Genomic DNA, 25,742 nt, shown 5'->3' with positions numbered 1-25,742 from the left:
CCCTTATATGTATATTTCACTTTCTATTATCATCTGAGTACCCTACATCTATATGCGTTGCATCACAAAAGGGCTTGTTTTTCGATGCTCCGCATCGGCAAAGGACATAGCGATTCCTTGTTTCGTAAAGTGCACCATCTGCTGACTCTAAAGGAATCATCCCTTTGATAAAAATACCTGCACTTGCATTATTATCAGGGTCTTGAAGGATTTCTATGGCCGGTTCATATGGCGGTTCAATTATTTCTCCGTTTTTATCCACTGCTGTTAATCTTCCTGCCGGACAATTACTGGCTGTTCTTATTGCTTCTTTTTTATTTTCTTCATCATGAGACTCTTCAACTAGATCCCACGTGCTGCCGTTTTTTCCATGACAGAACCTTGCATATGCACACCTGTCATCATCATAGAGGTCTATAGAAGAACCCTTCTGTAACGCTGCTCTATCCTCATATCTTAATTTTGATGCTGTTTCGGTACCTATAAAATTTGAACTCACATGAGAACCATCACAAAAAGGCGGATTCTTGGATTTACCGCAGCGGCAGAGGGCATATTCTTCAGATTGAGGAAACTTTCGCCCTTCTATGAATTCACTGCCCTCTTCATTTGATAATATTACTTTTTCACCTAATGGCACTTTACCGGTTACGATGTAAGGTCCATCCTTGATTATCTTAATCTTTGGGCTATGATTATTACTCATATTTCCTCACTCCCCTCATATCCATTGTTGGGTTTTACAGCTGTTTTCAGCATAACGAGATGAATGGTAACGCCAATGCCAACCAAAGTTAAGAATACCACAAGCCATATCTTTCGAACCATAACCATGGATATTAAAAGCATTAGCCATAAGACAAAGATAGCTGCTATTTTTCTTTCTTTGGATATTCCCTGTTTGGTCCTCCACGCAACGATATATGGTCCAAAAACATAACTTTTCTCCAGCCCCTGAGACATTTTAGGATTGCCGGAAGAAAAGCACACTGCTGCCAGCAATACTAAAGGAGTGGTGGGCAAAACCGGTATAAATACTGCAGCAAAAGCCAAAGAAAGCAATAACCAACCGCATGTCGACAAAGCTATATTTTTAATATTCTTATTCAAACCATTCCTCCATAAATCAGTTAATTTATTCGGTTAACATATACTTCCTACATTCGTTTAGCAACCTGTACCCCAAGCCAGTCAAAAATGCTACCCAACATCATCTTTATAGGCCCCAGCCTCACATCATAGTAATAGTCTGACTCAAACCAGCCTTTTTCATAGAAATAGCTGTAATCATAGAACTTTGACTTTGCAGAGCGGATACCCGACCTGCTGGTCCGGAACATCATCAGTTTATATATCGAAGGTATTAACTTTGTTTTACGACTTAAACCCTTATAAAATCTCTTTGATGCCTGTTTGATCTTTTCGTTGAATTTCTTCATACGGTTTTCGGACATAGGTGCCATTGTCCACAGATTGCACCCTCTTGTCACGTCAAATCCAAGACTTGCGCCTAAGTTTTCCAGGTATTTTTGCACATTGCCTCCGGTTGGAATGCCTTGAGTGACAATAGCCATGAAGGTCTTTCCAAAGAATCTAGGCCTGTGGAGTATGAATGCCATACGATCTATAAAGTTCTTCATCCGCGCAGTTACCTGAAACGCATAGCTGGGCGTAGCGAATATAACTCCATCTGAATTCTCCATTTTCTCAAGCAATGCATCCCTATCGTCTTTCAGTAAACAAAATTGTTCGCCTTTATCAAAACACATTTTGCAGCCAAGGCAATATTCAAGGCTGCATTCATTAAGAAATACAGCTTCAAATTCAACGTCACCGAGTTCCTTCAGATTTTTTTCAAATACACTGACAGCTTGCCAGGTAGCCTGTTTACTTGCTGTACCTATAAATGCAGTAATTTTTTTCATTTTATCACTGCTTTCTCCGATATAACTTTTGCAGCATTTGCAATAGTTTGAATATCCTTCTTATCAGGATGGGTAAAATTTATAAAAAGAAACCCTCCGGTACAGGTTATCTCGTCTATAATATCAATGCCTTTTTCTAAAAGAACCTTGCGTATATCACTCTGACTTCTAAGACTTGTCGATACACTGGATGTCACAAGCACCGCCTTATTAACAAGGGAAGAGGTAAGCTTTTCGGCATAGGATAAAAGTTCGGGATTGCACTTGCCTCCATAAATACCTCCTACAAGAAAAAGCAGATCTGTTTTTTCAGGCTGTGAACTTCCTGATATTTTTTTCGTTTCAGTGCCAAGCTCCTTCCCTATGGCCTCCGCAATTTTTCGCGAGTGCTGTGTTTTTGTTGCATATACAACAGACACATTCTTCATAATAATATCCTTCTTTCTTAATTAAAATACTAATTATTCATTAATCCTTTCATTGTAAATTCTGCAAGATATTCAATCACTTCAGGAAAATATTTAAGTCCTATTTCTGCCTTGTGTGTTTCAACATTTACCAGTGCTCCGAATATGGCCATAATCATCTCTGCATCGATATCAGAACGCATCTTCCCATGAATCTGCCATTTTCTGATGACCTCGACAAAGCTATTATAAAGAAAATCCACCTGACCGGCACCGTTTTCCTCACGGAAGCTTTGTTCAAGCTTCTGAAAAACATCTCTGTTATACCATTCTCGCAATATGGGGTTTTCCATCATCCCTTGAAGGTTTTTCATCATCATCTCCCGGACAACAAGTATGGGGTTTGCTTCTATATCCAGTGATGCCATTATGCTGCTTTTAAGCTTTACATTTTCGTCGTTATATATCTCCATGAAAAGTTTATCCTTCGAAGCATAGTAATTGTAGAATGTTCCTGTGGCCATACCAGCCTGCTTCATTATCTCAGCCACATTTGTATCTTTAAAGCCCTTTTTCTCAAATATCTCTTTACCGCATTTATAAATTATATCTTTTTTATCACTCAAAAATGATTACCCCCAAGTAACTAAATAATATGAATGAATATTTTTTAATTCATTCATATTTTATCATGGCAACTATTGGATGTCAATAAATACTAATAAGTTTGGCGATACTGAAAAATAAGAAAACCCACCCGCTATAGCCTATTATAGATTACTGGCAGCCCCGGAAACCTTGTTATTGCGTAATAAAAGCCCATCTATACAGAATTATTTAATCTGCAAAGATGGGCTTTTTGTTTTTTTCTCGTCAGTAACTTATATTATTTAGACTTATTCAGTTATTTATCGAGGCATTCGCCGCCGCATTCTCCGCATCCGGGGCACTTTACACCTCTTTTTTTATCCTTTCTGATTTTGTATATGCCTAAACCAATAAATGCGGCACATACAGCAATAACGATATAATCTACTCCACTCATATATTTACCCCCTGCATTCCGGCAGATGTTGAAATGCTTTTTTTACTGCCTTTTCTCATTAAATAAACGATATAACCTACTATTAAAGCAACAGCAATGAGTCCTGGGACAAATCCTTCTCCAATTGTTCCTGTAGTTACCAAAGTGCCAATCTGGTATACTAGGAAGGATAATGTATAACCCATACTAAGTTGAAAGCTAACAGCGCCCGCAAGCCATTTTCGTGACTCCAATTCAGAATTCATGGCGCCGATGGCCGCAAAGCAGGGCGGTGTGAAAAGGTTAAATACCAGGTATGAAAGCCCAGCCACCGCAGTGATGCCAAATATTGAGCTTACTTCCGCACCGCTGCCGACAAGCGCTAATTCCTCAACATCAATAAAATTCGTTATCCCAAAGCATACGGCTAATGTTCCTACTACATTTTCCTTGGCTATGAATCCTGTTACGGCTGCTGCCGCAAACTGCCAGAGACCAAAACCAAGGGGAACAAATAATATAGCCAAAGGAGATGCAATGCTTGCTAATATGCTTGTCTCCGGAGCAGTTTCAGCAACAACCTGGAATTGCCAATCAAATGTTTGCAGAATTTGAACGGCGGCGTTACAAACCAGAATAATTGTTCCTGCTTTGATAATGAAGGCCTTTGCTCTCATCATCATGGATATGGCTGCTCTCTTGATACTTGGGAATCTATATTCCGGAAGCTCCATTATGAAATAAGAAGTTGAAAAATCTCCGGTAATCTGTCTTACAATCAAAGCACCTATAATAATTACAAAAATTCCTAAAAAATACATTGAAGTCCCCACCCAGCTGTTATCGCCAAAGAAAACTCCGGCAAAAAGAGCAATTATGGGAAGCTTTGCCCCGCAAGGCATAAATGTTGCCAACATCGCAGTAGTACGTCTTTGTCTTTCATTTTTTATGGTTCTGGTAGCCATAACACCTGGTATCCCGCATCCGGTACCTACAATCATCGGTATTATTGACCTTCCAGATAATCCGACTCTTTTAAAGAACCTATCTAAAACTACGGCTACACGAGCCATATATCCGCTGTCCTCCAAAAGAGCCAAACAGAAGAATAGGACCATAATCAAAGGTAAGAAACCAACAACAGCGCCTACGCCGCCAATAATACCGTCAAGAAGCAGAGAAGCGACAACGGGGTTTACATCTTCGCCCAGCAATGATGCAACAACTTCGTACAATGAGTCGATCCAGCCTACAAAATAATCTGCCAGCATCGGTCCAAGCCAAGATTGAGAGATAGAAAAAACCAGCCAGACTATTACGGCAAAAATCGGAATCCCCAGCCATTTGTGCGCAATTATTCTGTCGACCTTGTCTTGTATGGTCTGCTTTTCCGGGCTTACCTTTTTCCTCTCAACTTCACTTACAATATCGTTTACAAATGCAAATCGTTTTTTATCGGCTTTTTCAAATTCTTCTTTCGTAGAGGCTTTTGCTGTACCTCCGATATTAGGAGCAATTTGCTTCTTTTTTGCCTTGACAACGGTTACTACTGAATCAATAAGTTCAAGCAAACCGTTATTTTCGGATTTTGTTGCTATGGTTTGGATAACAGGGCACTTCAATGCATCACTTAATTCAGGAACATTTATTATAGTGCCTTTTTTCTCTGTCAAATCACTCTTGTTTAGTGCAATAACAACAGGTATGCCCAGTTCCAATAATTGTGTAGTAAAGAATAAGCTTCTGCTTAAATTAGTTGCATCCACAATATTTATGATAGCATCAGGATTTTCGTTTTGAACAAAGTCCTTAGTTATTGCTTCTTCATTTGTATAAGGAGACATGGAATATGCTCCGGGTAAGTCTACAACAACCAAATCTTCCTTTTTGGGATTAAGATTCGGTTTAACATCTCCTGCCTTTTTTTCTACAGTAACTCCGGGCCAGTTACCAACATACTCGATTTTACCCGTAATAGCATTAAATAATGTTGTTTTTCCGCTATTTGGGTTTCCCGCTAAAGCTATTTTCATAATTTACCCCCTTAGAAATTGTTTGTTGCGTCTAACTTCAAATTAATATTACATCTGATACAATAAGAATAATTAAACTATAATTGCCTTTGCCAAATCCTCATCTATGCTGTATCTTGCGTCTTTTATATTAATGATATAGTTAGATGCCAATTTGGAAATTATTGTTACTCTTTCACCCGGGTAGCATCCCAGTGTAAATAAAAACTTGCGAATATCTTCTCGATCAGTATTAACAGAATTAACTGTATATGGTGTATTGAGTTTTCCTTTTGCCAATGATAACATAAGCACCCTCCTAACACAGATATAATATTTTATCGCCAATGTACCATACTTACCGTATATTGTAATTTAATAATATCCTTATTGAGAATGAAAGTCAATACTAGTTTCGCTTATTTTTATCAAATATTGTACATTAATGTTATGCTAAAAATGCACTTTTATATCGCTAATATCCTTCAGATGAGGTATGTTGACTTATTAGTTTAATGGTGTCAAACTAGCATTAAACATAACGCTATTAAACCCAGGAGGATTACATTATGTTAAAATATAAAAAGCCCGCGTTTTGGGTTGTAATCACGGCAGTCATTATTTTGGTGATGTGCATTGCTTTGATAATAAATACCTTGATGAATAGGACAAATTTGATAGGTTCAAACTATCGCGTCGAGAAAGTTTTGTATGATACATCTTTGAGCCACACAACGGAAAAAGAACCTGATTTTTGCATTACGGCTGACTATCGGCTTTATACCAAGGCAGCACTGGATAAAGCATGGGAGTATGTTGGTAAGCTGGAGACATATCCTTTAACTGTTGAGGAGTTGGAAGATTACTGTTCTTATAATAGGGGATGGGCATCGAAATATAATGTTCGCCAAATTGCAGATGCTTATATTCTTCGAATTCCAGGTGATGGAAGTCAAGACTTTTATCTGGCCATTCAGACCGGCTCCGGAGATACCCTGTTAGGCTATGGATGGGAGGATATCAGCGAGCGAGGGCAAGGTGCATCCGACGACACGAGCCTTCAGTGGCTGTTTTTGTTGGTTCCAACACTCCCGGAGCACGGTGCTGATGCTGACTTCCTTGATCGCTCTCTTGCCGCATCCGTAGGTGAATCGGTAACCTGTTTTTCCTTCTATGAAAACGAATCAGCGCCAGGCTATATGATTTCCGGCTTTATTACAGACGGCAGCACTGAAAAGTCTGATATGGGCTTTGCGGTTTTTCAATTTAAAGACAGGCGTTATAAGCTTAAAGACTACCATTTATATATCAACGCTGCAATAAGTAAAGTCCCTCAAATTGATTCAACAATCCATGATAGAATTTATATTGCTGATACGCCTGCTATTTGTAATGCTTCCGGTGAAGCCACCGGCGGAATATCTTTTGATGTAATCTTAAGCAATAATGAACGGCTCACGTCTATAACAAGGGTAGTTGACGGTAATCAGGAGATTACCAATACCGTTGGAACAAATCCATCCATGACCGTCTTCCGTCGGTCTACAAAAGATCCCGAACGTAAAATCCACTATCAATTTTCCTAAAATTAAGGCGTCTAGTTCAACGCTTTTAATTATCTATTTTTCTGATATGCCTTGTGTCAGCTGTTCATATTTTTCTGCCCATACTTTCCATTCATCTTCTCGTTGATCATATGTGTTACCACTTAGAAGGGCATTAATAACACTTAAGCACACGTGCCACCCAGCAAGATCTTTAGATGTTTGGTCGGTAATATTCTTAATTTTTTCAATTAAGACTAAACGGCAGCCTTCCGGTTCATGAAACAACTCAAATCTAACCCTGTCTTCCCCCCAGGTATATTCCAAGACCGAATATTTCTTAACCTCAATAATCTCAAGCTCTTCGAAAGTACCGTCGCCGAAATCAAATTTAATTTTGCCTCCTTCTTTTAAATCCTCTATAGATAATTCAGAGAACCATTTTGACAGCTTATCGTTTTCTGTTAATGCAGACCATACTTGTTCAACAGGGAATTTTAAATGACGTTCAAAACGTGCCACATAGCCTTCTTGGTTTTTCTCTATTACTGCTAACATTTTATTCCTCCATTATCTTTTTATTTATTCATACGTTTTTTCGTGTTAATAAGTCTATCTTCTGTTTCAAGGTGCTTTTCTAAAGAATCCAGTTTATCTGACCAAAAATGCTGATATGGTTCGAACCAATTATGGATCTCACGCAAAGGCTCAGCATCCAATTGATAAATGTGAGATTGTCCCTCCTTTTTAACATTAACAAGGTTGGCTTCACGTAAAATACGTAAATGCTTTGATATACCTGGTTGACTTAAATGTAGTATTTCAACCAGCTCTCCTACGGAACGTTCTTGTGTACGCAAAAGATCAAGAATTTTTCTGCGGTTAGGTTCTGCCAATACAATAAATAATTTGTTTTTATCCATAAATATATATTACCATACAGTTATATAACCATCGATGTATATTTTGTGAATAATAATCTGGTTGCAGAATTAAAAGACGCTGATTTCTCAACGTCTTTTAATAGAAAATATTCTTTTGGGCATCGCTTGCCTGATATGTATACAGGGCCTGCCTTATAACCTTGATGCAAAGTGGTCCATCGCTTGCTTCACTTCTTCTACTGCTTCAGGTTTTACTATTTCAAAAAACTTAGGCATTATTTCTTGTAAATATGCCTTATCGAATGTTCCTGCAGCTTGTTTTGCAAAACTATTCTCTAATAGTAATTTGGCTTCTTCCTTTTTGCCATCCTTTACTCTTTCAATAAAAAAATTATAGAACAGCTCTTGTCCCTGGTTCATATATCAACATTCCCTTCAGTGTTTTATCAGTCATTATTCTCTACAAAAATTTTTAAATTATTAAGTTTTTCATCCTGAAACTATAAATAGGATTTAACCGCTTCTGCACCTTAAACAAATATTAACCTAGCCGTGCCTTTTCAAGGGCAGCTATATCCAATTTTTTCATTTTTAGAAATGCCTCTGTGATCCGTTTTACTTCTTCTTTAGTTCCACTTGCCATAATTTCATTCATATTGTACGGTACAATCTGCCATGATAAACCGAATTGATCCTTAACCCATCCACACTGCTCAGCCTCGGGAACAAAAGAAAGTTTATCCCAGAAATAATCGATTTCTGCCTGGTTTGCACAAAGAATCATCAAAGAGAACGCTTCATTAAACGTAAAGTCCCCACCAAAGCCATGATCCATAGCAACAAACTGATTTCCCTGGATATTAAGCTCGCTGTAATTTATTTTTGCTCTCCCGTCCTTTGGCTCTCCAGCCTGATAATAGTTCACATAGCCTTTACTGGATTCTTCAAAAACTGAAAGATAGTAATCAATAGCTTCTTCCGCTTTGCCGCACACTTCCCCTGCAAACAGCAAAACCGGTCTTATTCTCTGGTGCTGTGACATATTTTCAACCAGCATGAGCTGCCAGCCGAGACCATATTTGTCCTGAATCCAGGCATAACGTTTACTGAAGGGGTACTCACCTAAGGGCATGAGTTCTGCCCCACCCACTGACAGATTATCATACAATCTGTCAACTTCTTCTTGACTGCTGCAAGCTACCATTAAAGAAATTGACGGATTTAAAGTAAAGTAGGGACCGGCGCTTATTGCGGAAAATCTCATACCGGCAAGTTGAAAATCAACGGTTTGTGCATCGCCTGATGGGGTATCAGGAATTTTATCGATGCTAATTATTTTTGAATCCTCAAAAAGATTTACGTACAATTGCACTGCTTCGACGGCTTCTTTATCATACCATAAATGAGGGATTATTTTCTGCACAGTACTAACCTCCTTTTTTTAGCAGTTGACCTGCATCATTTGCTTATAGGATCACTATTAGTAATCATTATTATACACCGCATATGCCTTGAGGATGCAAAAAAATGCCATTTGAACTTGACTTTGGCAACAGGGTATTTAATGTGTTAAATCTGCATTTTTTCAATCAGCTCTTGGTCTAGTTGAAGGAACCGGTTTAATTTCTCTTCGGACTTGAATATCTCATCAATAATATCCAGTGTATTGTCATAATGCATCATTTTAAAGTACAGGCATCTGACGAAGTTTTTGGCATTAACCCTTGCGACATACTGCAGTCGGTCTCTTTGCCATTCAATACATTCACTTAATTCTTCAAGCCATTTTATAATAGCATGCTTGGATAAAAGGTTTTCTTTAATAATTCTAAAAACAACACGGCTTATGCGCTCGTCCTCTTCATTGCAAAAAATATACTTCCCATTATACATGACCTTTTTAAAAGCCTTTAAGATCTCTCGAATCACTCCTCCGTCACTTTCACTGCATTGTACCAGCTCATCCATTACATCGGCGCCATGAGCTGTCCCATGAGCCCATCCTGATCCTTGAATATATCCTCTAAGATCCATTTCTGAAGTATAATATCCTATAAATTTGTTCTTGATCTCAATAAACTCATCAATACTTAGAAACGCTTTTTTCCTATGCCTATTTAAAATCAGAGCTACACCTAATGATGAAAATGTTCTTGTAAAAACACTATCATTTCCATCGCTGCCTATTTGATAGAATAAATGTTTTTCATCGAGAAGAATGAAAAGAATATGTCTAAGCTGATCTTCATTAAAATACTCCTTTACATCTATCCATTCGTATAATGTATTATATATTAAGTCATCACGGAGTTCTGGATCAGTATCGCCAATATATTCAAGCATCCATACTATGTACTCCCACTGCTTTTTTGTTTCTGCTACCTTATATTGATTTTCCTGTATCTTTCTTAATTCTAATATGAGCCGTTTTCTTCTATCCAAAATTCCACCTGCTTTAACTGATATCGTCTAATAAAACTTCACCATCAAAACCATATTATCAAGCGGTATCATTATTATCCACTAAAGGCACAAGCATCCCACATAGCCTCGACGTCCCCATCAATTATTCTGGACTTTATTACTTTGCGCAAAGAATAAAGCAAGTATATCAGAAAAATTTTCTTTGATGCAAGCTCCACAAATTATTTTATATATGTTATGAGATCAGGATTTTTTTCTGGCATATTGACCGTCGCGGTATTTTTATACCCAAGCAAAACCGAATAGCATGGCTTGTAATCGTCTGGTATTTTCAGTTCTTTTAGCAATTCGGTTCCCTGCGGAGAGTTAAATGCTAATAAAACAAAGAAAATCCAGCATGACCCCAGACCGATTGACTCTGCGGCAATCAGCAGGTTTTGAGTTGCTGCAGCACAATCCGCTTCAATAGGTACCGGAGCCTTTTCATCGCCGGAAACTATAATCAGTGTTGGTGCATTGTATAAACAATTGAAACACTCATTGCTCCCCAATTCCCTTAAATGTTCAAGAGCCATTTGTCTGGCGGCTTCTTTTGCTGCAATATTTAATCTGCCCAGCAGTTCCTTATTTTGAATTACAGTAAAATGCCGTGAGTACTCCCATGCGTAAGGTGCGTATAGCCCTGCTTCCAGTACCGCCTGTAATTCTTCATCCTTAATTTGTTCATCTTTAAAACTTCTGGTACTTCTGCGTTGCTTAATGTTTTTTAATGTTTCATTGTTAAATCCAGTTTGCATAACCTCATCCTCCTATCATTTCGTAACCGGATAACATATTTCAGTTACCCAATTCTCTGGATTTGCCTCCATTCCGGGGTTTACATGATAAATGTTAAACATATGCCCAGATATGGTAAATTCGTTGTCCGATATATATTTTGCAACAGCTTCATTTGCTTCAGGCAATTGTTCATAACTTCCATTTATAATTACTGAAGCAACAGTCATAGGTTCTGTAGTAATGAAACGAACATCTTCCATATCAACATATTTACCGTTAACAGTTATCTGGATTTCCACATCCAGATCCTTTTCCTTGTAACCTTCATCATAGTAAATTGTTACAGGATAACACGGTAATGCATATTCTACATTCTGCGTTTCTATTTGCTTTGATAGTTTATCCCATAACAGGCCATCCTGTTGATTGCCAGGTAAAATACCTCTTAGGCTGGCAACATAACGTGAAGGTAATTCTTTGATTACTACATTATACTTCATATAATTACAATCTTTTCCGATTCTATTTATCACACTCTCCAGCAGTTTTAGCTTACCCTGTTTTTCAATGACTTCAATTTTCATTTCATCATACCGCAATAATAGATACCGTTTTAAGTTATCAATATTATCATAGGTCTTAAGTATATCACGTATGGTCTCAAGACTGAACTGCATATCCTTTAATGCCTGTATCCGAAAGGCAAGAGATAATTGCTGAGGGCTATAGTACCGGTATCCTGATTCTTTATTTATATGTTCAGGAATTAGAATGCCCAACTCATCATAATATCGTAGCATTCGTATGCTGATTCTGGATAACTGTGAAAAATCTCCTATTTTAAGCAGTTGTGACACCCCCAAGACTTCTGTTATTAGTATATTTAAATCTTATAGTATACCATTGTGGTAGAGTCAATAGTTGTTTTACTACCTTCTGCCGTCTTTATTTTTGAATTGAACCAGGCAGTGCGTTATCCACAGCCTTTTTAATAACCTTACTCGAATTTGTCGCACCGCTCACCGCGTCTACATCGATGGTTTGCATACGCACCATCTCGTTGATAATCTTTTCGGCAGCTGCCCCGCGACCGTTTTTATGCTCCAGCAGCTTGATGGTGGTAATCTCCCCGTCTTTGACAACAACGCTCACCCTTGCATAAATCATACCCGCATCATATTCGCCGTTGTATGTACCATCAGGCACTACACCAATATCAACCTTTGAAAACGTTATACCTTCAATCATCTGGCGGTAACTATTTAAGTCTCTCAGAAAGATACCTCCGAAAATAGCTGCGATAATAACCGCCACGTTAATTGCCTTCAGCCAATTTTTCATTGCTAAGCCCCCTCTTTCCTATATAAATAAGTAAAAAGGATACGATAACTAATTTTATTGTATCATTGGGTTTCGGCAGTTAAATTAATATTATGTTAAATTATAATACTTATAACTCCTTTTCAACTTCAAAATCTAGTTTCGTCAACTAGACAGCCGGCTTTTGCAGGCTCTTTTATCAGCGATTCGACATTTGCTTTTGCTTTATACTCAAGTAAATTATAAGCAATAAAGCTTTCAGAAGCAATGTTGCTCTCTAAAGCTTAGCATACGCTGCCACTCCGCCCCATTTAATCCGGCGCAGGCTTTCCTTTTTCTTTTTACAGCTTTCATACCGTTCCAAAATATACGAATTGTTTCATTTGCCATTTTGATTTTCTTTATCATGATTAATATGAAACCTTGAAATAGACATAAAAAAAGCGGGGATATCTTCGTTTTGAAAATACCCCTGCTCATTTTTTGATTTTTATCCTTGATTTTATTATGTGTCCGATCTTTTGGGATAAGGTTTTCGACTGGCAAAAGCGGACTTTTATACTTACACGGTCTGTTGTGTGGGGTTAAGTTCATCTATCAGTTGACCCAAAGTTACTTTTGAAAGTTCTGCTTTCATAGCAGCTACGGCGCTATCAAGGTGCGGCGACAACAATCCGCGGACATTGCTCCCTATAGGGCAGCTTCCCGATGTTTTAGAATGAATTTTAAAAATTTCATCTGCGCTATCCGATTCCACCGCCGCATAGATATCCCACAGTGTAATATCTTCTGCAGGCTTGCCAAGAGCCGTTCCCCCAGTTCCCGCCTTTACAGACAACAGATCGGCTTTCTTTAGCTTACTGAAAATATTCCTTATGGTAACAGCGTTGCATCCTGCACTTCCTGCCACCATTTCACTAGTCACTCTTGTATCTTTGAAACATGCGATCATCATCAACGCATGGAATGCAATCGGAAACTGTGTGCTCACTCTCATCTGTTTTCACCTCGATAATATTGTAGCAAATATTTTTACAACAATCAATTGTAGCCATTGACACTACAAACTGTTCATGTTAATATTGTAGTGAAAGTTATTACAAACAGGATTTACCAGTAAAATTAAAGGAGGTATTTTATGGATTACTTTGAATTACTACGTTACAGGCAATCAACAAGAAAGTTTACGGAGGAACAAATATCTCAAAACGACTTATCCGACATATTAGCCGCCGCCAACAGCACCCCGGTAGGCAGTAATCTGTACAAGGATATACATTTGACTGTGGTGCAGAGCAGAGATGTACTTAATAAGCTCTCAAAAGCCGCCGTTAAGCGATGGGAGGATAAAGCCAAGATAAAAAAGATCGTAGGCGATACTCCCGATGTTGATCTAAGTCAAAAAGCTTTTGACCCATTTTATGGCGCTCAGACAGTGATTTTTGTATCCCACAGAAAACAGGATTTACAGCCCGGCATTGAATTTTCAAATGCCGCGTGTATTACTTACTCAATGCACCTGGCTGCTGCAAATCTTGGTTTGGGCAGCGTGTTTATGTGGTATGCCCTTGAGTCAATGCGCGAAATTCCTGAGCTTGACAATACGGCAGTTCTGAGCCTCCCCGATGACTTCGAACCCCTGATTGGTATCGCTATCGGCCATCCAGCGACAAAACTTAGTGCGAGAGATTTAAAGACAGGCAAAATATCAATTAATTATCTGTAACAGTATAAAAGGAGAGAGCTGATCGCTTCTTGATCTTTTACAAAATCTTAATCTAAAATGCTCTGGTAATCATAACTCGTTATCCTTTTATAGAACTTCTTGGTTTATTTAAAATTAAATTATTTTTTTATCAACAATACCACCTCCTCCATATGACTTGAGGGTATAAAAAAGAGCGGCATGTACTATTATAGTTCCAATAACCACTTTACTGTATAACCCCATACGGCTGAAGTTATGTCATTTATATTACTATTTAGCTGGAATCTTAAGTATTTGTCCTGCATATATTTGTGAAAGTGCTTGTCTTAATATCAAGAACAGCTAAAGCATTGCTTTCCTGCAAAGCTACATAGGCATAACTTCCATTTGAGAGAGGTTCTCCCTCATCTGCCGTCAATACTGTGTTATTATCAGCAAATACCACCATGTCAGGCTGAATGCCGACTTTAACATATTCGGGTTCCCCCAATGTATCTTGACTGTTGTCTATGGCATAAATTGCCACTACGCCCTTTTCATTATAGTTTTCAGCCTGGATAGCAACTGCCAGTTTTGAATTGTCAGTTGAAACTGCTACAGATGTTAAATCTCCGTATTTAAAGCCATTTACCTTCGATTCCACAGATGCAGCAATGTCCATTTGAAGTCCTGCCTTACTTAAATCTGTAAATGCACCCGTCTTTATCGAACTCATTGGAACAGCTATAAGAACGCAGTTTTTGCCGTCAACAGCATATGCAGTCTGATTTCTTTCACATAAGTTACGATTTCAAGTCCGCCCTCAGGGCTGTCTGTATCTACATCATAACGCCCTATAATATTCATATCAATTCTTCCAGGAATTCCTTCAACATACCCTGATTGTTTTTCGGCAGCTGATGTTGGGAAAACCAATACTCCCATCGTTAGTACAAGAGCCAGGAAAAGTGAAAGTATATTTCTTACCTTTTGCAATATAATCATATACTTTCGATGATGCCTTTTGCATAATAATCCTGCCGATTATAAATTAATATTTGGATAAACTATACAGTTATATATGTTAATTGCTTATTAAGAATAAGTAATGTTAGTGTCAAATTCATATTTTGATAGTTTAAAACAGAGCAAATAAATTATTTTTCTTCACTATAGTTCTTAATCCGTTCTGTAAGTTTCTGAGAATAACAAAAAACAAACACGCAAAACTTTTTTCCTTTTGCGTGTTTACTTTCTTTTGCTTAAAATTGCGACTCTCTTTATAAAATATACCCTCAATCCATCCGTCTAAAGGAATATAAAAAATTCTTTAAACCTGCTCTATCAACGCAACGCACTCTACATGCCTTGAGTAGACAAAAATGATGTCATCTAGACCTAGTGGTGCCTGGAGGCTGTGTAAATTTGGCAAAAACCTTTTTTAATATAACTTCTATTAAAGATAGTTAATATCATAACTGCCTACGCCTATGATTATTCTAGCCAATTAACTATACTAAGAACACTTTCATTTACAGATTTCTACACTCCAGCGCTTTCTCAATACGCAGGTACTTGGTATGAGCAGGTGGCTTTCAATAACCTGAATCCCAACCTAAATAATTTTAGTGATTTCTGCGGAGTATAAAATGTGATAATCCTCATTGCTATAAATTATCTCCTTTTCATTATTGCTAACAAGGAAGCAACCTTCATGAAGCTGAGATACTAAATCATTAACCTTATTTTGATAATTACTATTAGTCTTCATTTAATTTTCCTCAAGTATTCTGTAGAACTCATAACATCTGAAAACCCGCGACTCAGTGCAGCCATAAAGGTAGATTGAACGATACTTGCAGCTATAGTTTCGCCGCTGAAAACCAGGTCTTTCGTTGCACAGCAATCATAAAGAAGTATATTGGAATATCCTAAATCATAAGCTGCTCTAACTGTCGTATCTACGCAATGCTGTGTCATCATACCTACAGTCACTAATTCTTCAATTTCCTGTAATCGTAAAAACTGATGTAGTTCCGTATCTCTGAAACTATTCGGAGTGTGTTTTATAATAACTGTTTCTCCTTCAATTGGCTCAATTGCTTTATAAATTTCTGAACCGGCTGTTTCAGGCTTAAAAAATGCAGCACTCTCTTTCATGTTAATATGCTTAATGAATATGACTAAATCCCCTTCTGCTCTAAACTTGCCCAGCACACCCTGAATGTTTTTCGCTGCCATGTTAGCATTAGATAACGGATAAGCCCCATTATTAAAATAATCATTCTGAACATCAATAATTAGTAATGCCTTTTTCATAACTGCCCTCCTTTAGTTAAGCATCTATATTGAACGTGATAGAAAATTTACACCGATAGGCAATACTTATATTCACGTTCAATATGCAAGTTTCGTGCTTGATTATATTGCTTATGTTGAAAGAACATCAGCACGAAGCATATAGTATGTATCACAAATAAATTGTAGCAAGTATTCATTCATTTTTGAATTACCTACTTTTTTGTTAGTATTAAATTCACGGACTTAGATTTTCATTCATGTACTCTTTTCCTATAGATTGCAATATATTGATAGCTTCAATAATTCTTTGTCCTCTTTCCGCGGTAAGACTATATTCAACTTTTAACGGGTAACCTTCATATTTTATTTTGTTACTAGCTGAAACTCAATTAAATCAGCTAAATCTTGTATCTATCAGCATTTTCTGATTAATCCCTACAATGCACTTTTCAAGTTCACTTAAAGATTTAGGTCCGTGTTTTAGTTGATATAATATCGTCTTCCATTTTCCTCTAAGAAAATCATGTACTATTTCAAGTGGGCATGTGTATCGTCGTATTTTTATAAATAAACCTCCTCTTGATTATCCTTTACCGACCAGAGGGATACCCCCTACCTTCAAAATACGCCCATTCTTTCTGCTTGATGCCAGTATCTGTTTATACAGGTCTCTACTCCTTCAATACTTGTTTCACCAATCTTCATTTTATGTTAATCCAAAAAGAACGATACCCAACCATTATTATTGTCCGGTCGAGAAAATACACAAAATTGTTTACATGACCGAAAACGGTAGAAAAACCTGACTCAATGGTGTCCAGTTTATCGAGAAAAGCTCAGCTAAGCTTGTCTTCACTTCGTTTGCAGGTTATGACATCATTTTATCGTTTCACAAGTCACATGATCATTTTAAAGGTTAAAAATCGTTTAAGCCCTTGAGCTACAATGGTTTCAGACATGCTCAATTTTCACAACGACTTCACAATGCCTCGTATGCGGAAACATGTCAACCAACTTGACTCGTTCTAACTTGTACCCTGCTTCGATCATATCGCTTAAATTGTCCACAAGGGTCTTAGGGTTGCAGGATACATAAATTATCTCTTTAACGCCATAATCTACAATCTGTTTCAATGCTTTAGGCCCGATGCCGGCGCGTGGCGGATCGACTATAATGATGTCCGGTTTTTCTTCTATTTCCTTTAATTTTTCACCCACATCTCCTGCTATGAAGCGGATATTTTCAATATTATTAAGCCTTGCATTATCAATAGCTGAATCAATTGCTTCCTCAACAAGCTCAATGCCATATACCATTTTGGCTTTTTGTGCCACTATCTGTGTAATGGTTCCCGTTCCGCAATACAAATCATATACCGTTTTTCCTGAAGCATCGCTTAAATATTCCTGAACAGCACCATAAAGCTTTTCGGCTCCCAATGAATTTGTCTGAAAAAATGAAAAGGCCGATATTTTAAACTGCAATCCTAATATTTCTTCTATGACGTAGTCCCTTCCGTATAATACCTTGCAGCCCTGGTTTGTAATGGCGTCTCCTACAGAGTCATTAAAGGTGTGAAGAAATCCTACAATATTGCTATTTAAACTCAGGCTTTTCAATTTTTCAATGAGGTTTTCAAAATTATGTTCAATTTGCGTTGTAGTAACTATATTTATTAAAAGCTCATTTCTTTTAAAAGATTTTCTTATTACAAGATGGCGAAGATATCCTTCATGATTTACTTTGCTGAAAAAACTTAGGCCTTTTTTTCTGCAGTATTGAGATATTGTATTTACAATAGCGTTATAATCATCATCAACTATTCTGCAATCACTTATTTGAGTAATATTGTGAAACTTTCCGGGCTGGTGCATACCTAAAGTAATTTCTCCGCCCTTTTCTTCATTACCGAAGGTAAACTCCATCTTGTTTCTATATCCGAATTCTGATGGGCTTTTTACAATTCCATCGTAAGTGTACCCCTCTATTTTTTTTGCATCAAGAAGCTTTAATACCTCCCGCTCTTTCCACTTCAACTGCAAATCATAAGGTATGTGCTGATGAGAGCAGCCGCCGCAAAATTCAAAATGCGGGCATACAGCATCAATGGATTCAATGGGTTGCTCCACCACCTTTAAAAGCTTGCCTTCCATCTTATCCTTACGGTTTCTTGTAATGCGTACTGCTACCTTTTGACCAAGCACTGCATTTTTGATTTCGATTTTCTTTCCGTCAATGGTACCGATACCTGTTGAAGGAAATACTGTATCTTCAATCAATACTTCCACAATTTGTCCTTTTCTCATAACAACCACTTTCCCGTCTGCTTATTTTGCAAATCCTTTAATATATTGTTTTCATAATTTATGTTGTTTCAGCGATTAATGAAATATCCCTAAAAATCCTGCAGCCAATACTATCACTGCAAATATCATCCTGTATACGGCGAATATTTTCATAGGCTTCTTTTTTAAATAGGATATAAACCTATCAATAACTACCAGCGCAACTATAAAGGATACAACAAATCCAACACAAAGAGAAATTATCTCATTTGGTGTTAATATGGATAAACCGCCGATTTTTATAATCTTTAATAAGCTCATGCCTGACATAACCGGTATTGCCAGGAAGAATGAAAATTCTGCTGCGGCAACGGTGGATAAACCTGCCACCCATCCGCCTATAATGGTTGAGGCTGAACGTGACATGCCGGGGATTATTGCCAGGCACTGAAAAAGTCCTATAATGAGCGCCTGCTTTGCGGTAACGTTTAAATTCGCTGACTTTGAACTGCTTGTTCTGAATTTGTTTTCGGCATAAACCATCCATATACCGCCCAAAAACAAAGTGATGGCAACAGATACCGGTGTAAACAAATACATGTCTGCTAAATCGTCCAAAAGTATGCCTATTACTCCTCCAGGAATACAGGCAATGAATATCATAAACCAGAATTTAAAGCCGGATTTTTCATAACCTACTTTTTTAGGGAAGAAATTTACAAGGGTATCTAAAATTTTTCTGTGATAAAGAATAATAACGGCCAGTATGGCTCCTAATTGAATAACGTATGTATACATTTCAACATAATAATCATTGGTACCCTTAAAGCCTATGAGGTTTTGAAAAATGACAAGGTGTCCTGTTGAAGACACGGGCAGGAATTCCGTTATTCCTTCCACTATTCCTAAAATTATTGATTTGATTATTAGCATTATCGTTTCCATATTTGTATTTGCCCCCTAATTAAAATTACTATATCTTTCTTCAATTATACCATTCAACATATATCATTATTTAAGTTTTTGATTATTTTCAAGCAGTTCTACTGATTTTTCTATACGCTGAGCTCTTGTTTCAGCCTTTTTTGCACTGACTATCCATTGCAAATATTCTTTTTTTCTTGAAAATGAAAGGGAAGTATAGAAATTCATTGCAGCAGTATTTCTTTCCAGAGCAGACTTAAAATCTTCAGGCAGTTCAGCTATACGCTCCTCTTCGTCTTTTACAATCTTTATTTCCACTAAATCTCCGGGGACTTTGCCTATTTCTTTTCGCAATGCTTGCGTTAATCCAATCAGATAGCATTCGCCCATCCTGACAATGGAGCCCCGGTATTCCATGCCATCAAACCATGCTTTAACCTTGACACGCTTTGCTCCAAAAACTTCTTCAACGTCAAAAGGTATCTCAATATACGCCCCATCAATTCCTTCATGTTTTTTGATTTCTGCTGTGAACTCCTGCATATTTATCCTCCTGCTCTTTAATTATCTTTTATATTTAATCAAAAATAGCTTTTAATATTACTCTGCTATTTTATTACAGTTTTTATCCAATAACAATACTCTCTCTCATATGTCAATACACTATCACCAGGTGCGGCTAAAATCCATAAATAGAAATATATTCATGTATTGAGAGTACTAAGGGATTGCATACTAAAGTAAGTATAGGCAAGACATTTTGTAATGTTAGTTAAGGTCACTTTAATACTATTGGCCTAGAAATTTAACAGCTATAAAAATATTATAGGAACTAAAGGTGAAGCGAATGACAGAAGCAGAAAAGGCACAGGAAATGATTTTAAAAATGCAGGTACAATTGCGGGATGCAAGCATGGAATATTGGTTAAACCATGTGTTTAATACCTGGCAATGGTGGTTAAATATAGCAACCCTTATTTTACCCCTTATATTATGGTGGATACTTGCAGATAAGAAAAGGCTGCTGGAGATTATAGTTTTTGGTTTCCTCGCCAGTTCCTTTGCCGTATTTTTTGATACCTTAGGCGAAACCTCGGTATTATGGGAATATCCATACCTTATTATTCCTATGGATTATATTTTAATTGATACCGATTATTCTGTGCTGCCCGTTGCATACATGCTTGCATATCAGCGATTTCCCAAATGGAAGGGGTTTATAATTATAAACATAGTAATTTCCGCACTTTTTTCATTTGTAGCAGAACCTATACTTTTGTGGATGGGCTTTTATGAGACCCACGGGTGGAAATTCATTTATTCTTTCCCCATCTATGTACTTATAGCAATTATAAGCAAAGGACTCATAACAATTTTTATGAGAAAACAGGCAGCTTCATAAAGGATGCTATTTGCTTGTAAGTCTTTACAGGGCTTAACATTAATCTTAAATTGCTGTAATCACTTTATATACAAGATATGAAATATAAATAAACAGAAGAAAAATACCAGTCTGCCGTTTGATGGACTTTCTTGCCCATGAAATAACAAAGATAATAATTGTAAGTATGGTCATAACAGCTATGTCCAACCAGAGAGACATGTCGGTGGGGATTGGCGAAATAACTGTAGACAAGCCAAGAACCAGAAGGATATTAAAAATATTACTGCCAATACAATTTCCAAGAATAATATCCGGCTCTTTTTTTACAGCTGCCATTACACTTGTAATTAACTCAGGCATAGTAGTGGCAATAGCAACAACTGTAAGCCCTATAAGAGTTTCGCTCAAGCCTAAACTTTGGGCTATATTTGTGCTGCCTTCCACAGTAAGCCTTCCACCTATTAAAAGAGAAATCAGAGAGAGAATGGAAATGCTGAAAAGCCTTGGAAGGTTTTCTTTATTCTCGTTTTCCATTTTTTCTAAAGTCAGTTGATTTCCATCCGCATCGGTATCTATATCGCCTTCAACATCAAGTAATATTTTCATAGACTCCTTAGAATCCTTTATAATATACACCATAAACCCTATAAATCCAATTAAAAGTATGATTCCATCTAAGCGTGAGAGCTGTCCGTTAAAAATCATTACAGTCAATACAAGCTGAATTAATAGAAGTATTGGGATTTCCCGCCTGACAACGGAGTCTCTTACCTGCAAAGGCATGATAATTGCAGAAATACCAACTATCAGTCCGGTATTGGATAATGAACTTCCGATTATATTTCCAAGTGCAAGCTGATTTGTTTTAGTTATCCCCGAAACAACCCCAACTACAAGCTCAGGTGCACTGGTGCCAAAAGCTACTACTGTAATCCCTATAATAAAAGAAGAAACTCCATATCTTTTTGCAATCTTTGATGATGAATCAATTAAAAAATCCGCACTCTTTATTATAATTATCAAACCTATAATCAACAATAAATATTGCATGTAATCATCCTTTATAAAATTTAATTTTACCCATCAAACAACCCCTGGCTCTAAGATGATAAATGTTTTACTATCACAGTCTACCTCTGCAAGGGCCCCGTAAGGCAGAATACACATCGGTTCACTATGTCCGAATGTCATATTATACATTATTGGCAAATCATATAGCTGTAATTCTGAAATGACTTTTATAATTGAATTTTTATATTCATCATAGTGTTTTTCCTTATAGTTCCTTTCGAAAAGTATTATTCTCATATCAAATTGCTCTCTTTTCCTACAGCTTTCGATATATATTATTGATGAGAGAAGTTTTCATAATAACTCCCGTCAAAGCATACCAGATTTTTAGTTAATTTTATCAAATAATTTTCCTCACAGCCAGACTATTTTAAATTATTCTTTTAAGTCTTATAAAATGACATCATTAAAATTATACAGTCAGTTCCCCATTATCTGTATCCGAATATACTGATATATCGGAGGTGGTGCAATGTGCCATGGCAAAACAGATGGCAGTATCTATTAAATCAACCTGTCGGCGTATCCTTGGCAAATGGCCAGGGAGTTTCAGGCATATTTTGCGGTATAGCCAATAGAGAAATATACTTGCTTCAATACTTATATCACACTCAGTTTGCAACTATGCATTATTCATTTGATGAAATTCAGGATATACGTCCATATCCTGTTTGTTATTTCCCGAAATAAACTAAATCCCAAGAGGTATTTACTCTTGGGATTTAGTTTAACGATATGCTTCTTCAACGGCTTCTTTTAATATTTCATAGGCTTTATAGCAATGTTCTTTTGTAGCAATAAGGGGCGGCACCATCCGAATAACCGAGTTTCCTATAAGTGTTACCAAGAGTTTTCTATCGAGGCAGCCGTGCTTTATGGCTTTGCCAAAAGGTGCATCAAATTCAACTCCCACTAAGAGACCCATGCCGCGAACCTCTTTTATATGAGGGAGGTCCTTTAATTTATTCATAAGATAATTTCCTGTACCTTCAGCATTTTGAGCTAATTTTTTATCTAAAAGCTGGTTAATCTGCGCCAATGCCGCAGCACAGCATACCGGATTTCCGCCGTAGGTTGTGCCATGGGAACCTATGGTAAAAGCTTTTGCTGCTTCCTCTGTTGCACAAATGGCTGATATGGGCATCCCGCCGCCCATGGCCTTTGCCATTGATACTATGTCCGGCTTGATATCGTAATTCATAAATGCCATTACCTTGCCCGTCCTGCACCATCCCGTCTGTATTTCATCCAGCAGAAGGAGAAGCCCGTTATCATCACACAGCTTTCTTAAGCCTCTCATAAATTCTAAAGATGCAGGATTTACTCCGCCTTCCCCCTGTACAGGCTCCACCATAATAGCTATGGTATTTTCCGATATCTGAGACTTGAAGGATTCAAGGTCGTTAAAATCCGCATAAGAAAATCCAGGCAGCATGGGCTTAAAGCCTTTCTGACAGGCATTATCCGGCTGTCCCGTTGCTGCCAGGGAACCGTAGGTTCTGCCGTGAAAGCTGTTTTTTGCAGTTATTATATGGTATTTGTGAGGTCCGTATTTCTCAACACCGAATTTCCTCGCCATTTTTATCATGGCCTCATTTGCTTCCGTTCCGGTGCTTTGAAAAAATATCTTATCCATCCCTATGGTCTCGCAGATTTTCTGTGCCAAAAGAACCTGCGGTATGGTATAAGGATAGTTGAAGGTATGAATTACGTCTTCTACCTGATCCTTAACCGCTGCCACCACTTTTTCATTGCAGTTTCCTGTACTGTTAACGGCAATACCTCCGTAAAAATCAAGATACGCATCTCCCTTTTCATCATAAAGATACATCCCTCTTGCAGTAACACACACAAAATCAAAGCGCTCATAGGTATCTATCATATATTTACCAGCCAGAGCTTTTATATCTTCTGCTGTCAATCCCCAATCCTGAAGTTTCATGTCTCATCCCCCTATTTAACTAATTAAAATACTTCCTCATTTTATATCACTGTTTTCTTCCCCATTATGAAGCCATATTTCTGCGGGTCGTGGCTGCTCAATATAAGCCGGTTCATCCCGGTTACAAAAGCACTGCCCGTTATCTGCGGTATAATTCCCCTTTTACCGGCTATCTCCACTTCCCTTGTGACAACTCCCTTAAACATGGAACCTGTTATGCTTTCATATATAAATTCCTCATCCAGCCTTATTTTATTTTTTTCATAAAGCCATGCCAGCTTTGCACAGGTTCCGGTGCCGCAGGGTGAGCGGTCCACCTGGGCATCGCCAAATATCACCACGTTTTTTAAATGGGCATTCGGATTGTCAGCCTTTCCATAAAACTCAACCAAATCCACCGTGGTGATATCTAAATAAGGATGTTTAATATCAACGGAGTTGTTTATTTTGTCTAAAAGATTCATGGCCAGGTCGGTCAAAAGACTTAAATTCTCCTGGACAATCGATATTCCGATTTTTTTAGAATCCACAAGGGCAAAAAAACTGCCGCCAAATGAGATATCCACCGATATAAATCCATAACCCTGCACGTGTATCTCAAGGCCTTCCTGATACACAAAGGAGGGTACATTTAAGAAGCTTACCTCTTTGGCACATCCGTTTTCGACCATAACTTTAGTTCTTATAATACCTGCCGGAGCTTCCAGAACAACTTCTGTATAGGGCTCTACTACTTCAACCAGCCCTGCCTCCACCGCTACAGTAGCTGCTGCTATGCTTCCATGGCCGCACATATTAAGATATCCTGAGCTGTCCATGAATATGATCCCTAAATTGGCTTCTCCACTTACAGGTTCGGTTATCAAAGCACCGAACATATCCCTGTGTCCTCTGGGTTCCAGCATAAGAGCTGTCCTGTAGTGGTCGTAGTTTTTCTCCAGAAACCATTTTCGCTCCATCATGGTTTCACCCTGTAATTTCGGGAAACCCTCCATGATAATTCTCGTAGGCTCTCCCATTGTATGGGTATCCACCGCAAGAAAAGTTTTTTCTTTTGTCTCATTAATTATGAGTTTCGGCACTAGATCCATCGTTGCACCTTTAAACATTATGCCTGTATTCATAAGGAAGCAGCTTTATCTGTCCGAAATGGTCAAAGTCACTTACGCATTGGAGCGAATCTTTTAAAATTCCTGTCTGCATTTCAACATTGTTTGGTTCTCCTGCATTGGAGCCTATTGGCACATGGGCTGCAGCTATACGCGGAGCACCCTGCTGCTGTGCGATAGGCGGCAAGGCCGCAATTACAATACAGGACATGCCTGCTTCCTCGCAGGCACGGGTTACTATTGTTGCAGAGCGGTGGCAGGTTCCGCAGCCTCCTGTGCACAATACTACATCAACTCCCTGGGCTTTAAGCCTTGCAGCAATTTCCGGTCCGGTTTCATTTTTAAATTTTTCGATATTTCCGCCGCCGCCCATGAATCCGTACATTTCCTCGGCCAGGCTGCCTATAAAACCTTCGGCCACCAATTCTCTTAATCTGTCTAAAGGGAACATCGCATTTACGTCTTTATTGATGTCGGAATTATCAAAGCCGCCGTGGGTAACCATTAATTCAGATGTTGACATATCCGACGGAATGGGCCGGTAGCTGTAGTCACCTGCCGTATTGAATGGCTCCTGGACTTTTTGGTGTATACCTCCCGCTGTTATAAAGGCTACCTTACACTGGTTCAATGGCTTTGTAAGGGGCGTCCAGACGGGTTTAGGCGTAATGGGTACAAAAATTTCGGATTTTAATCCTATGGCTGTAGTTAGTTTCAT

The 25,742-nt window shown here is 38.0% G+C and carries 32 protein-coding genes and 1 pseudogene; 4 read left to right on the top strand and 29 right to left on the bottom strand.

What is annotated here, in order from left to right:
- Positions 1 to 16: 16 nt before the first annotated feature.
- From OXPF_RS14765 to OXPF_RS14735, 8 genes are all read right to left on the bottom strand, one after another.
- A complete protein-coding gene (locus OXPF_RS14765) occupies positions 17 to 706 on the bottom strand; it encodes a CDGSH iron-sulfur domain-containing protein (RefSeq protein WP_054875986.1) in 690 nt (229 codons plus the stop codon).
- The gene (locus OXPF_RS14760; RefSeq protein ID WP_054875985.1) at positions 703 to 1,110 is read right to left on the bottom strand and encodes a YbaN family protein; all 408 of its coding nucleotides are present in this window, start codon (positions 1,108 to 1,110) and stop codon (positions 703 to 705) included. The genes OXPF_RS14765 and OXPF_RS14760 overlap by 4 nt, the downstream gene beginning before the upstream one ends.
- Before the next feature lie 47 nt (positions 1,111 to 1,157).
- The gene (locus tag OXPF_RS14755; RefSeq protein WP_054875984.1) at positions 1,158 to 1,925 is read right to left on the bottom strand and encodes a flavodoxin family protein; all 768 of its coding nucleotides are present in this window, start codon (positions 1,923 to 1,925) and stop codon (positions 1,158 to 1,160) included.
- Positions 1,922 to 2,353, bottom strand: a complete 432-nt coding sequence (locus tag OXPF_RS14750) for a flavodoxin domain-containing protein (RefSeq protein ID WP_054875983.1) — start codon at positions 2,351 to 2,353, stop codon at positions 1,922 to 1,924. The genes OXPF_RS14755 and OXPF_RS14750 overlap by 4 nt, the downstream gene beginning before the upstream one ends.
- Positions 2,354 to 2,382: 29 nt before the next feature.
- Entirely contained in the window at positions 2,383 to 2,958 is a 576-nt protein-coding gene (locus tag OXPF_RS14745; protein ID WP_054875982.1) for a TetR/AcrR family transcriptional regulator, read from the bottom strand.
- Positions 2,959 to 3,236: 278 nt separating this feature from the next.
- The gene (locus OXPF_RS21895; protein WP_083479975.1) at positions 3,237 to 3,377 is read right to left on the bottom strand and encodes a FeoB-associated Cys-rich membrane protein; all 141 of its coding nucleotides are present in this window, start codon (positions 3,375 to 3,377) and stop codon (positions 3,237 to 3,239) included.
- On the bottom strand, positions 3,374 to 5,389 hold the full coding sequence (gene feoB / locus OXPF_RS14740; protein WP_054875981.1) for a ferrous iron transport protein B: 2,016 nt from the start codon (positions 5,387 to 5,389) through the stop codon (positions 3,374 to 3,376). Before feoB ends, OXPF_RS21895 begins: the two co-directional genes overlap by 4 nt.
- Before the next feature lie 72 nt (positions 5,390 to 5,461).
- Complete coding sequence (locus tag OXPF_RS14735; protein WP_054875980.1) at positions 5,462 to 5,677, bottom strand: FeoA family protein; 216 nt, start codon at positions 5,675 to 5,677, stop codon at positions 5,462 to 5,464.
- Between the two features lie 260 nt (positions 5,678 to 5,937).
- On the opposite strand from OXPF_RS14735, the gene OXPF_RS14730 reads away from it, so the two are divergent.
- Positions 5,938 to 6,954: a hypothetical protein gene (locus tag OXPF_RS14730; RefSeq protein ID WP_054875979.1), complete on the top strand. Its 1,017-nt coding sequence runs from the start codon at positions 5,938 to 5,940 to the stop codon at positions 6,952 to 6,954.
- A 33-nt stretch (positions 6,955 to 6,987) separates the two neighbouring features.
- Here OXPF_RS14730 and OXPF_RS14725 read toward each other — a convergent pair whose 3' ends face one another.
- From OXPF_RS14725 to OXPF_RS14680, 9 genes are all read right to left on the bottom strand, one after another.
- The gene (locus OXPF_RS14725) at positions 6,988 to 7,470 is read right to left on the bottom strand and encodes an SRPBCC family protein (protein ID WP_054875978.1); all 483 of its coding nucleotides are present in this window, start codon (positions 7,468 to 7,470) and stop codon (positions 6,988 to 6,990) included.
- A 20-nt stretch (positions 7,471 to 7,490) separates the two neighbouring features.
- Positions 7,491 to 7,835 carry an ArsR/SmtB family transcription factor gene (locus OXPF_RS14720; RefSeq protein ID WP_054875977.1) on the bottom strand — a complete coding sequence of 115 codons (345 nt, stop codon included), beginning with the start codon at positions 7,833 to 7,835 and terminating at the stop codon, positions 7,491 to 7,493.
- A gap of 153 nt (positions 7,836 to 7,988) precedes the next feature.
- Positions 7,989 to 8,216: a hypothetical protein gene (locus OXPF_RS14715; protein ID WP_054875976.1), complete on the bottom strand. Its 228-nt coding sequence runs from the start codon at positions 8,214 to 8,216 to the stop codon at positions 7,989 to 7,991.
- Positions 8,217 to 8,337: 121 nt separating this feature from the next.
- A complete protein-coding gene (locus OXPF_RS14710; protein ID WP_054875975.1) occupies positions 8,338 to 9,219 on the bottom strand; it encodes a VOC family protein in 882 nt (293 codons plus the stop codon).
- Between the two features lie 146 nt (positions 9,220 to 9,365).
- Positions 9,366 to 10,238, bottom strand: a complete 873-nt coding sequence (locus OXPF_RS14705) for a DUF2785 domain-containing protein (protein WP_054875974.1) — start codon at positions 10,236 to 10,238, stop codon at positions 9,366 to 9,368.
- Between the two features lie 203 nt (positions 10,239 to 10,441).
- Positions 10,442 to 11,017 carry a nitroreductase family protein gene (locus tag OXPF_RS14700; protein ID WP_054875973.1) on the bottom strand — a complete coding sequence of 192 codons (576 nt, stop codon included), beginning with the start codon at positions 11,015 to 11,017 and terminating at the stop codon, positions 10,442 to 10,444.
- A 15-nt stretch (positions 11,018 to 11,032) separates the two neighbouring features.
- Positions 11,033 to 11,857 (bottom strand): MerR family transcriptional regulator, encoded by an 825-nt coding sequence (locus tag OXPF_RS14695; RefSeq protein WP_341442632.1) that lies wholly within the window; start codon positions 11,855 to 11,857, stop codon positions 11,033 to 11,035.
- Between the two features lie 88 nt (positions 11,858 to 11,945).
- The gene (locus OXPF_RS14690) at positions 11,946 to 12,341 is read right to left on the bottom strand and encodes an FMN-binding protein (protein ID WP_054875972.1); all 396 of its coding nucleotides are present in this window, start codon (positions 12,339 to 12,341) and stop codon (positions 11,946 to 11,948) included.
- A gap of 541 nt (positions 12,342 to 12,882) precedes the next feature.
- A complete protein-coding gene (locus OXPF_RS14680) occupies positions 12,883 to 13,317 on the bottom strand; it encodes an Rrf2 family transcriptional regulator (protein ID WP_054875970.1) in 435 nt (144 codons plus the stop codon).
- 141 nt (positions 13,318 to 13,458) lie between these two features.
- Here OXPF_RS14680 and OXPF_RS14675 point away from each other — a divergent pair, with 141 nt between their 5' ends.
- Positions 13,459 to 14,046 (top strand): nitroreductase family protein, encoded by a 588-nt coding sequence (locus tag OXPF_RS14675; protein WP_054875969.1) that lies wholly within the window; start codon positions 13,459 to 13,461, stop codon positions 14,044 to 14,046.
- Positions 14,047 to 14,314: 268 nt separating this feature from the next.
- Here the strand turns inward: OXPF_RS14675 and OXPF_RS14670 are convergent, their stop codons facing one another.
- The 7 genes and pseudogenes from OXPF_RS14670 to OXPF_RS14645 form a co-directional block, all read right to left on the bottom strand.
- Positions 14,315 to 14,743, bottom strand: coding sequence for a hypothetical protein (locus tag OXPF_RS14670; protein ID WP_160317230.1), 429 nt, complete (start codon positions 14,741 to 14,743; stop codon positions 14,315 to 14,317).
- A gap of 8 nt (positions 14,744 to 14,751) precedes the next feature.
- Complete coding sequence (locus OXPF_RS14665; protein WP_054875967.1) at positions 14,752 to 15,012, bottom strand: hypothetical protein; 261 nt, start codon at positions 15,010 to 15,012, stop codon at positions 14,752 to 14,754.
- A gap of 762 nt (positions 15,013 to 15,774) precedes the next feature.
- Positions 15,775 to 16,326 (bottom strand): cysteine hydrolase family protein, encoded by a 552-nt coding sequence (locus tag OXPF_RS14660; RefSeq protein WP_054875966.1) that lies wholly within the window; start codon positions 16,324 to 16,326, stop codon positions 15,775 to 15,777.
- Positions 16,327 to 16,570: 244 nt separating this feature from the next.
- Positions 16,571 to 16,840 (bottom strand): annotated as a pseudogene (locus tag OXPF_RS21890) (winged helix-turn-helix transcriptional regulator); the annotation flags it as partial.
- A 419-nt stretch (positions 16,841 to 17,259) separates the two neighbouring features.
- Complete coding sequence (gene rlmD / locus OXPF_RS14655; protein WP_054875965.1) at positions 17,260 to 18,615, bottom strand: 23S rRNA (uracil(1939)-C(5))-methyltransferase RlmD; 1,356 nt, start codon at positions 18,613 to 18,615, stop codon at positions 17,260 to 17,262.
- Positions 18,616 to 18,690: 75 nt separating this feature from the next.
- A complete protein-coding gene (locus tag OXPF_RS14650) occupies positions 18,691 to 19,539 on the bottom strand; it encodes an undecaprenyl-diphosphate phosphatase (protein WP_054875964.1) in 849 nt (282 codons plus the stop codon).
- 66 nt (positions 19,540 to 19,605) lie between these two features.
- The gene (locus OXPF_RS14645; RefSeq protein WP_054875963.1) at positions 19,606 to 20,061 is read right to left on the bottom strand and encodes a YdeI/OmpD-associated family protein; all 456 of its coding nucleotides are present in this window, start codon (positions 20,059 to 20,061) and stop codon (positions 19,606 to 19,608) included.
- 304 nt (positions 20,062 to 20,365) lie between these two features.
- Here OXPF_RS14645 and OXPF_RS14640 point away from each other — a divergent pair, with 304 nt between their 5' ends.
- Positions 20,366 to 20,920 carry a CBO0543 family protein gene (locus tag OXPF_RS14640; RefSeq protein ID WP_054875962.1) on the top strand — a complete coding sequence of 185 codons (555 nt, stop codon included), beginning with the start codon at positions 20,366 to 20,368 and terminating at the stop codon, positions 20,918 to 20,920.
- Positions 20,921 to 20,965: 45 nt separating this feature from the next.
- On the opposite strand, the gene OXPF_RS14635 is transcribed toward OXPF_RS14640, so the two are convergent.
- Positions 20,966 to 21,952, bottom strand: a complete 987-nt coding sequence (locus tag OXPF_RS14635) for a calcium/sodium antiporter (RefSeq protein ID WP_054875961.1) — start codon at positions 21,950 to 21,952, stop codon at positions 20,966 to 20,968.
- A gap of 33 nt (positions 21,953 to 21,985) precedes the next feature.
- Positions 21,986 to 22,210, bottom strand: a complete 225-nt coding sequence (locus OXPF_RS14630; RefSeq protein WP_054875960.1) for a S66 peptidase family protein — start codon at positions 22,208 to 22,210, stop codon at positions 21,986 to 21,988.
- Positions 22,211 to 22,447: 237 nt separating this feature from the next.
- On the opposite strand from OXPF_RS14630, the gene OXPF_RS14625 reads away from it, so the two are divergent.
- Positions 22,448 to 22,663 carry a hypothetical protein gene (locus OXPF_RS14625; RefSeq protein WP_054875959.1) on the top strand — a complete coding sequence of 72 codons (216 nt, stop codon included), beginning with the start codon at positions 22,448 to 22,450 and terminating at the stop codon, positions 22,661 to 22,663.
- 37 nt (positions 22,664 to 22,700) lie between these two features.
- On the opposite strand, the gene OXPF_RS14620 is transcribed toward OXPF_RS14625, so the two are convergent.
- The 3 genes from OXPF_RS14620 to prdB are packed head-to-tail and all read right to left on the bottom strand — an operon-like array spanning position 22,701 to position 25,742.
- On the bottom strand, positions 22,701 to 23,915 hold the full coding sequence (locus OXPF_RS14620; protein WP_054875958.1) for an aspartate aminotransferase family protein: 1,215 nt from the start codon (positions 23,913 to 23,915) through the stop codon (positions 22,701 to 22,703).
- A 41-nt stretch (positions 23,916 to 23,956) separates the two neighbouring features.
- Complete coding sequence (locus tag OXPF_RS14615; protein ID WP_054876161.1) at positions 23,957 to 25,006, bottom strand: proline racemase family protein; 1,050 nt, start codon at positions 25,004 to 25,006, stop codon at positions 23,957 to 23,959.
- Between the two features lie 10 nt (positions 25,007 to 25,016).
- The gene (gene prdB / locus OXPF_RS14610) at positions 25,017 to 25,742 is read right to left on the bottom strand and encodes a D-proline reductase (dithiol) protein PrdB (protein WP_054875957.1); all 726 of its coding nucleotides are present in this window, start codon (positions 25,740 to 25,742) and stop codon (positions 25,017 to 25,019) included.

The organism is Oxobacter pfennigii (assembly GCF_001317355.1).
In the GTDB taxonomy this organism is placed as follows: domain Bacteria; phylum Bacillota; class Clostridia; order Clostridiales; family Oxobacteraceae; genus Oxobacter; species Oxobacter pfennigii.
Note: the sequence above shows the minus strand (reverse complement) of the source record. Positions and strands in the feature narration are given on the sequence as shown.

Bases quoted from the DNA above. Each gene is read 5' to 3' on its own strand.
- OXPF_RS14640 (WP_054875962.1), top strand. From the start codon at position 20,366: ATGACAGAAGCAGAAAAGGCACAGGAAATGATTTTAAAAATGCAGGTA.
- OXPF_RS14660 (WP_054875966.1), bottom strand. From the start codon at position 16,326: ATGAAAAAGGCATTACTAATTATTGATGTTCAGAATGATTATTTTAAT.
- OXPF_RS14755 (WP_054875984.1), bottom strand. From the start codon at position 1,925: ATGAAAAAAATTACTGCATTTATAGGTACAGCAAGTAAACAGGCTACC.
- OXPF_RS14725 (WP_054875978.1), bottom strand. From the start codon at position 7,470: ATGTTAGCAGTAATAGAGAAAAACCAAGAAGGCTATGTGGCACGTTTT.
- OXPF_RS14715 (WP_054875976.1), bottom strand. From the start codon at position 8,216: ATGAACCAGGGACAAGAGCTGTTCTATAATTTTTTTATTGAAAGAGTA.
- OXPF_RS14665 (WP_054875967.1), bottom strand. From the start codon at position 15,012: ATGATTATATTGCAAAAGGTAAGAAATATACTTTCACTTTTCCTGGCT.
- OXPF_RS14750 (WP_054875983.1), bottom strand. From the start codon at position 2,353: ATGAAGAATGTGTCTGTTGTATATGCAACAAAAACACAGCACTCGCGA.
- OXPF_RS14630 (WP_054875960.1), bottom strand. From the start codon at position 22,210: ATGAGAATAATACTTTTCGAAAGGAACTATAAGGAAAAACACTATGAT.
- OXPF_RS14650 (WP_054875964.1), bottom strand. From the start codon at position 19,539: ATGGAAACGATAATGCTAATAATCAAATCAATAATTTTAGGAATAGTG.
- OXPF_RS14730 (WP_054875979.1), top strand. From the start codon at position 5,938: ATGTTAAAATATAAAAAGCCCGCGTTTTGGGTTGTAATCACGGCAGTC.
- OXPF_RS14765 (WP_054875986.1), bottom strand. From the start codon at position 706: ATGAGTAATAATCATAGCCCAAAGATTAAGATAATCAAGGATGGACCT.
- feoB (WP_054875981.1), bottom strand. From the start codon at position 5,389: ATGAAAATAGCTTTAGCGGGAAACCCAAATAGCGGAAAAACAACATTA.
- OXPF_RS14735 (WP_054875980.1), bottom strand. From the start codon at position 5,677: ATGTTATCATTGGCAAAAGGAAAACTCAATACACCATATACAGTTAAT.
- OXPF_RS14670 (WP_160317230.1), bottom strand. From the start codon at position 14,743: ATGAGTTCGATAAAGACGGGTGCATTTACAGATTTAAGTAAGGCAGGA.
- OXPF_RS14645 (WP_054875963.1), bottom strand. From the start codon at position 20,061: ATGCAGGAGTTCACAGCAGAAATCAAAAAACATGAAGGAATTGATGGG.
- OXPF_RS14720 (WP_054875977.1), bottom strand. From the start codon at position 7,835: ATGGATAAAAACAAATTATTTATTGTATTGGCAGAACCTAACCGCAGA.
- OXPF_RS14680 (WP_054875970.1), bottom strand. From the start codon at position 13,317: ATGAGAGTGAGCACACAGTTTCCGATTGCATTCCATGCGTTGATGATG.
- OXPF_RS14690 (WP_054875972.1), bottom strand. From the start codon at position 12,341: ATGAAAAATTGGCTGAAGGCAATTAACGTGGCGGTTATTATCGCAGCT.
- OXPF_RS14675 (WP_054875969.1), top strand. From the start codon at position 13,459: ATGGATTACTTTGAATTACTACGTTACAGGCAATCAACAAGAAAGTTT.
- OXPF_RS14620 (WP_054875958.1), bottom strand. From the start codon at position 23,915: ATGAAACTTCAGGATTGGGGATTGACAGCAGAAGATATAAAAGCTCTG.
- OXPF_RS14700 (WP_054875973.1), bottom strand. From the start codon at position 11,017: ATGCAAACTGGATTTAACAATGAAACATTAAAAAACATTAAGCAACGC.
- OXPF_RS14615 (WP_054876161.1), bottom strand. From the start codon at position 25,006: ATGGATCTAGTGCCGAAACTCATAATTAATGAGACAAAAGAAAAAACT.
- prdB (WP_054875957.1), bottom strand. From the start codon at position 25,742: ATGAAACTAACTACAGCCATAGGATTAAAATCCGAAATTTTTGTACCC.
- rlmD (WP_054875965.1), bottom strand. From the start codon at position 18,615: ATGAGAAAAGGACAAATTGTGGAAGTATTGATTGAAGATACAGTATTT.
- OXPF_RS14635 (WP_054875961.1), bottom strand. From the start codon at position 21,952: ATGCAATATTTATTGTTGATTATAGGTTTGATAATTATAATAAAGAGT.
- OXPF_RS21895 (WP_083479975.1), bottom strand. From the start codon at position 3,377: ATGAGTGGAGTAGATTATATCGTTATTGCTGTATGTGCCGCATTTATT.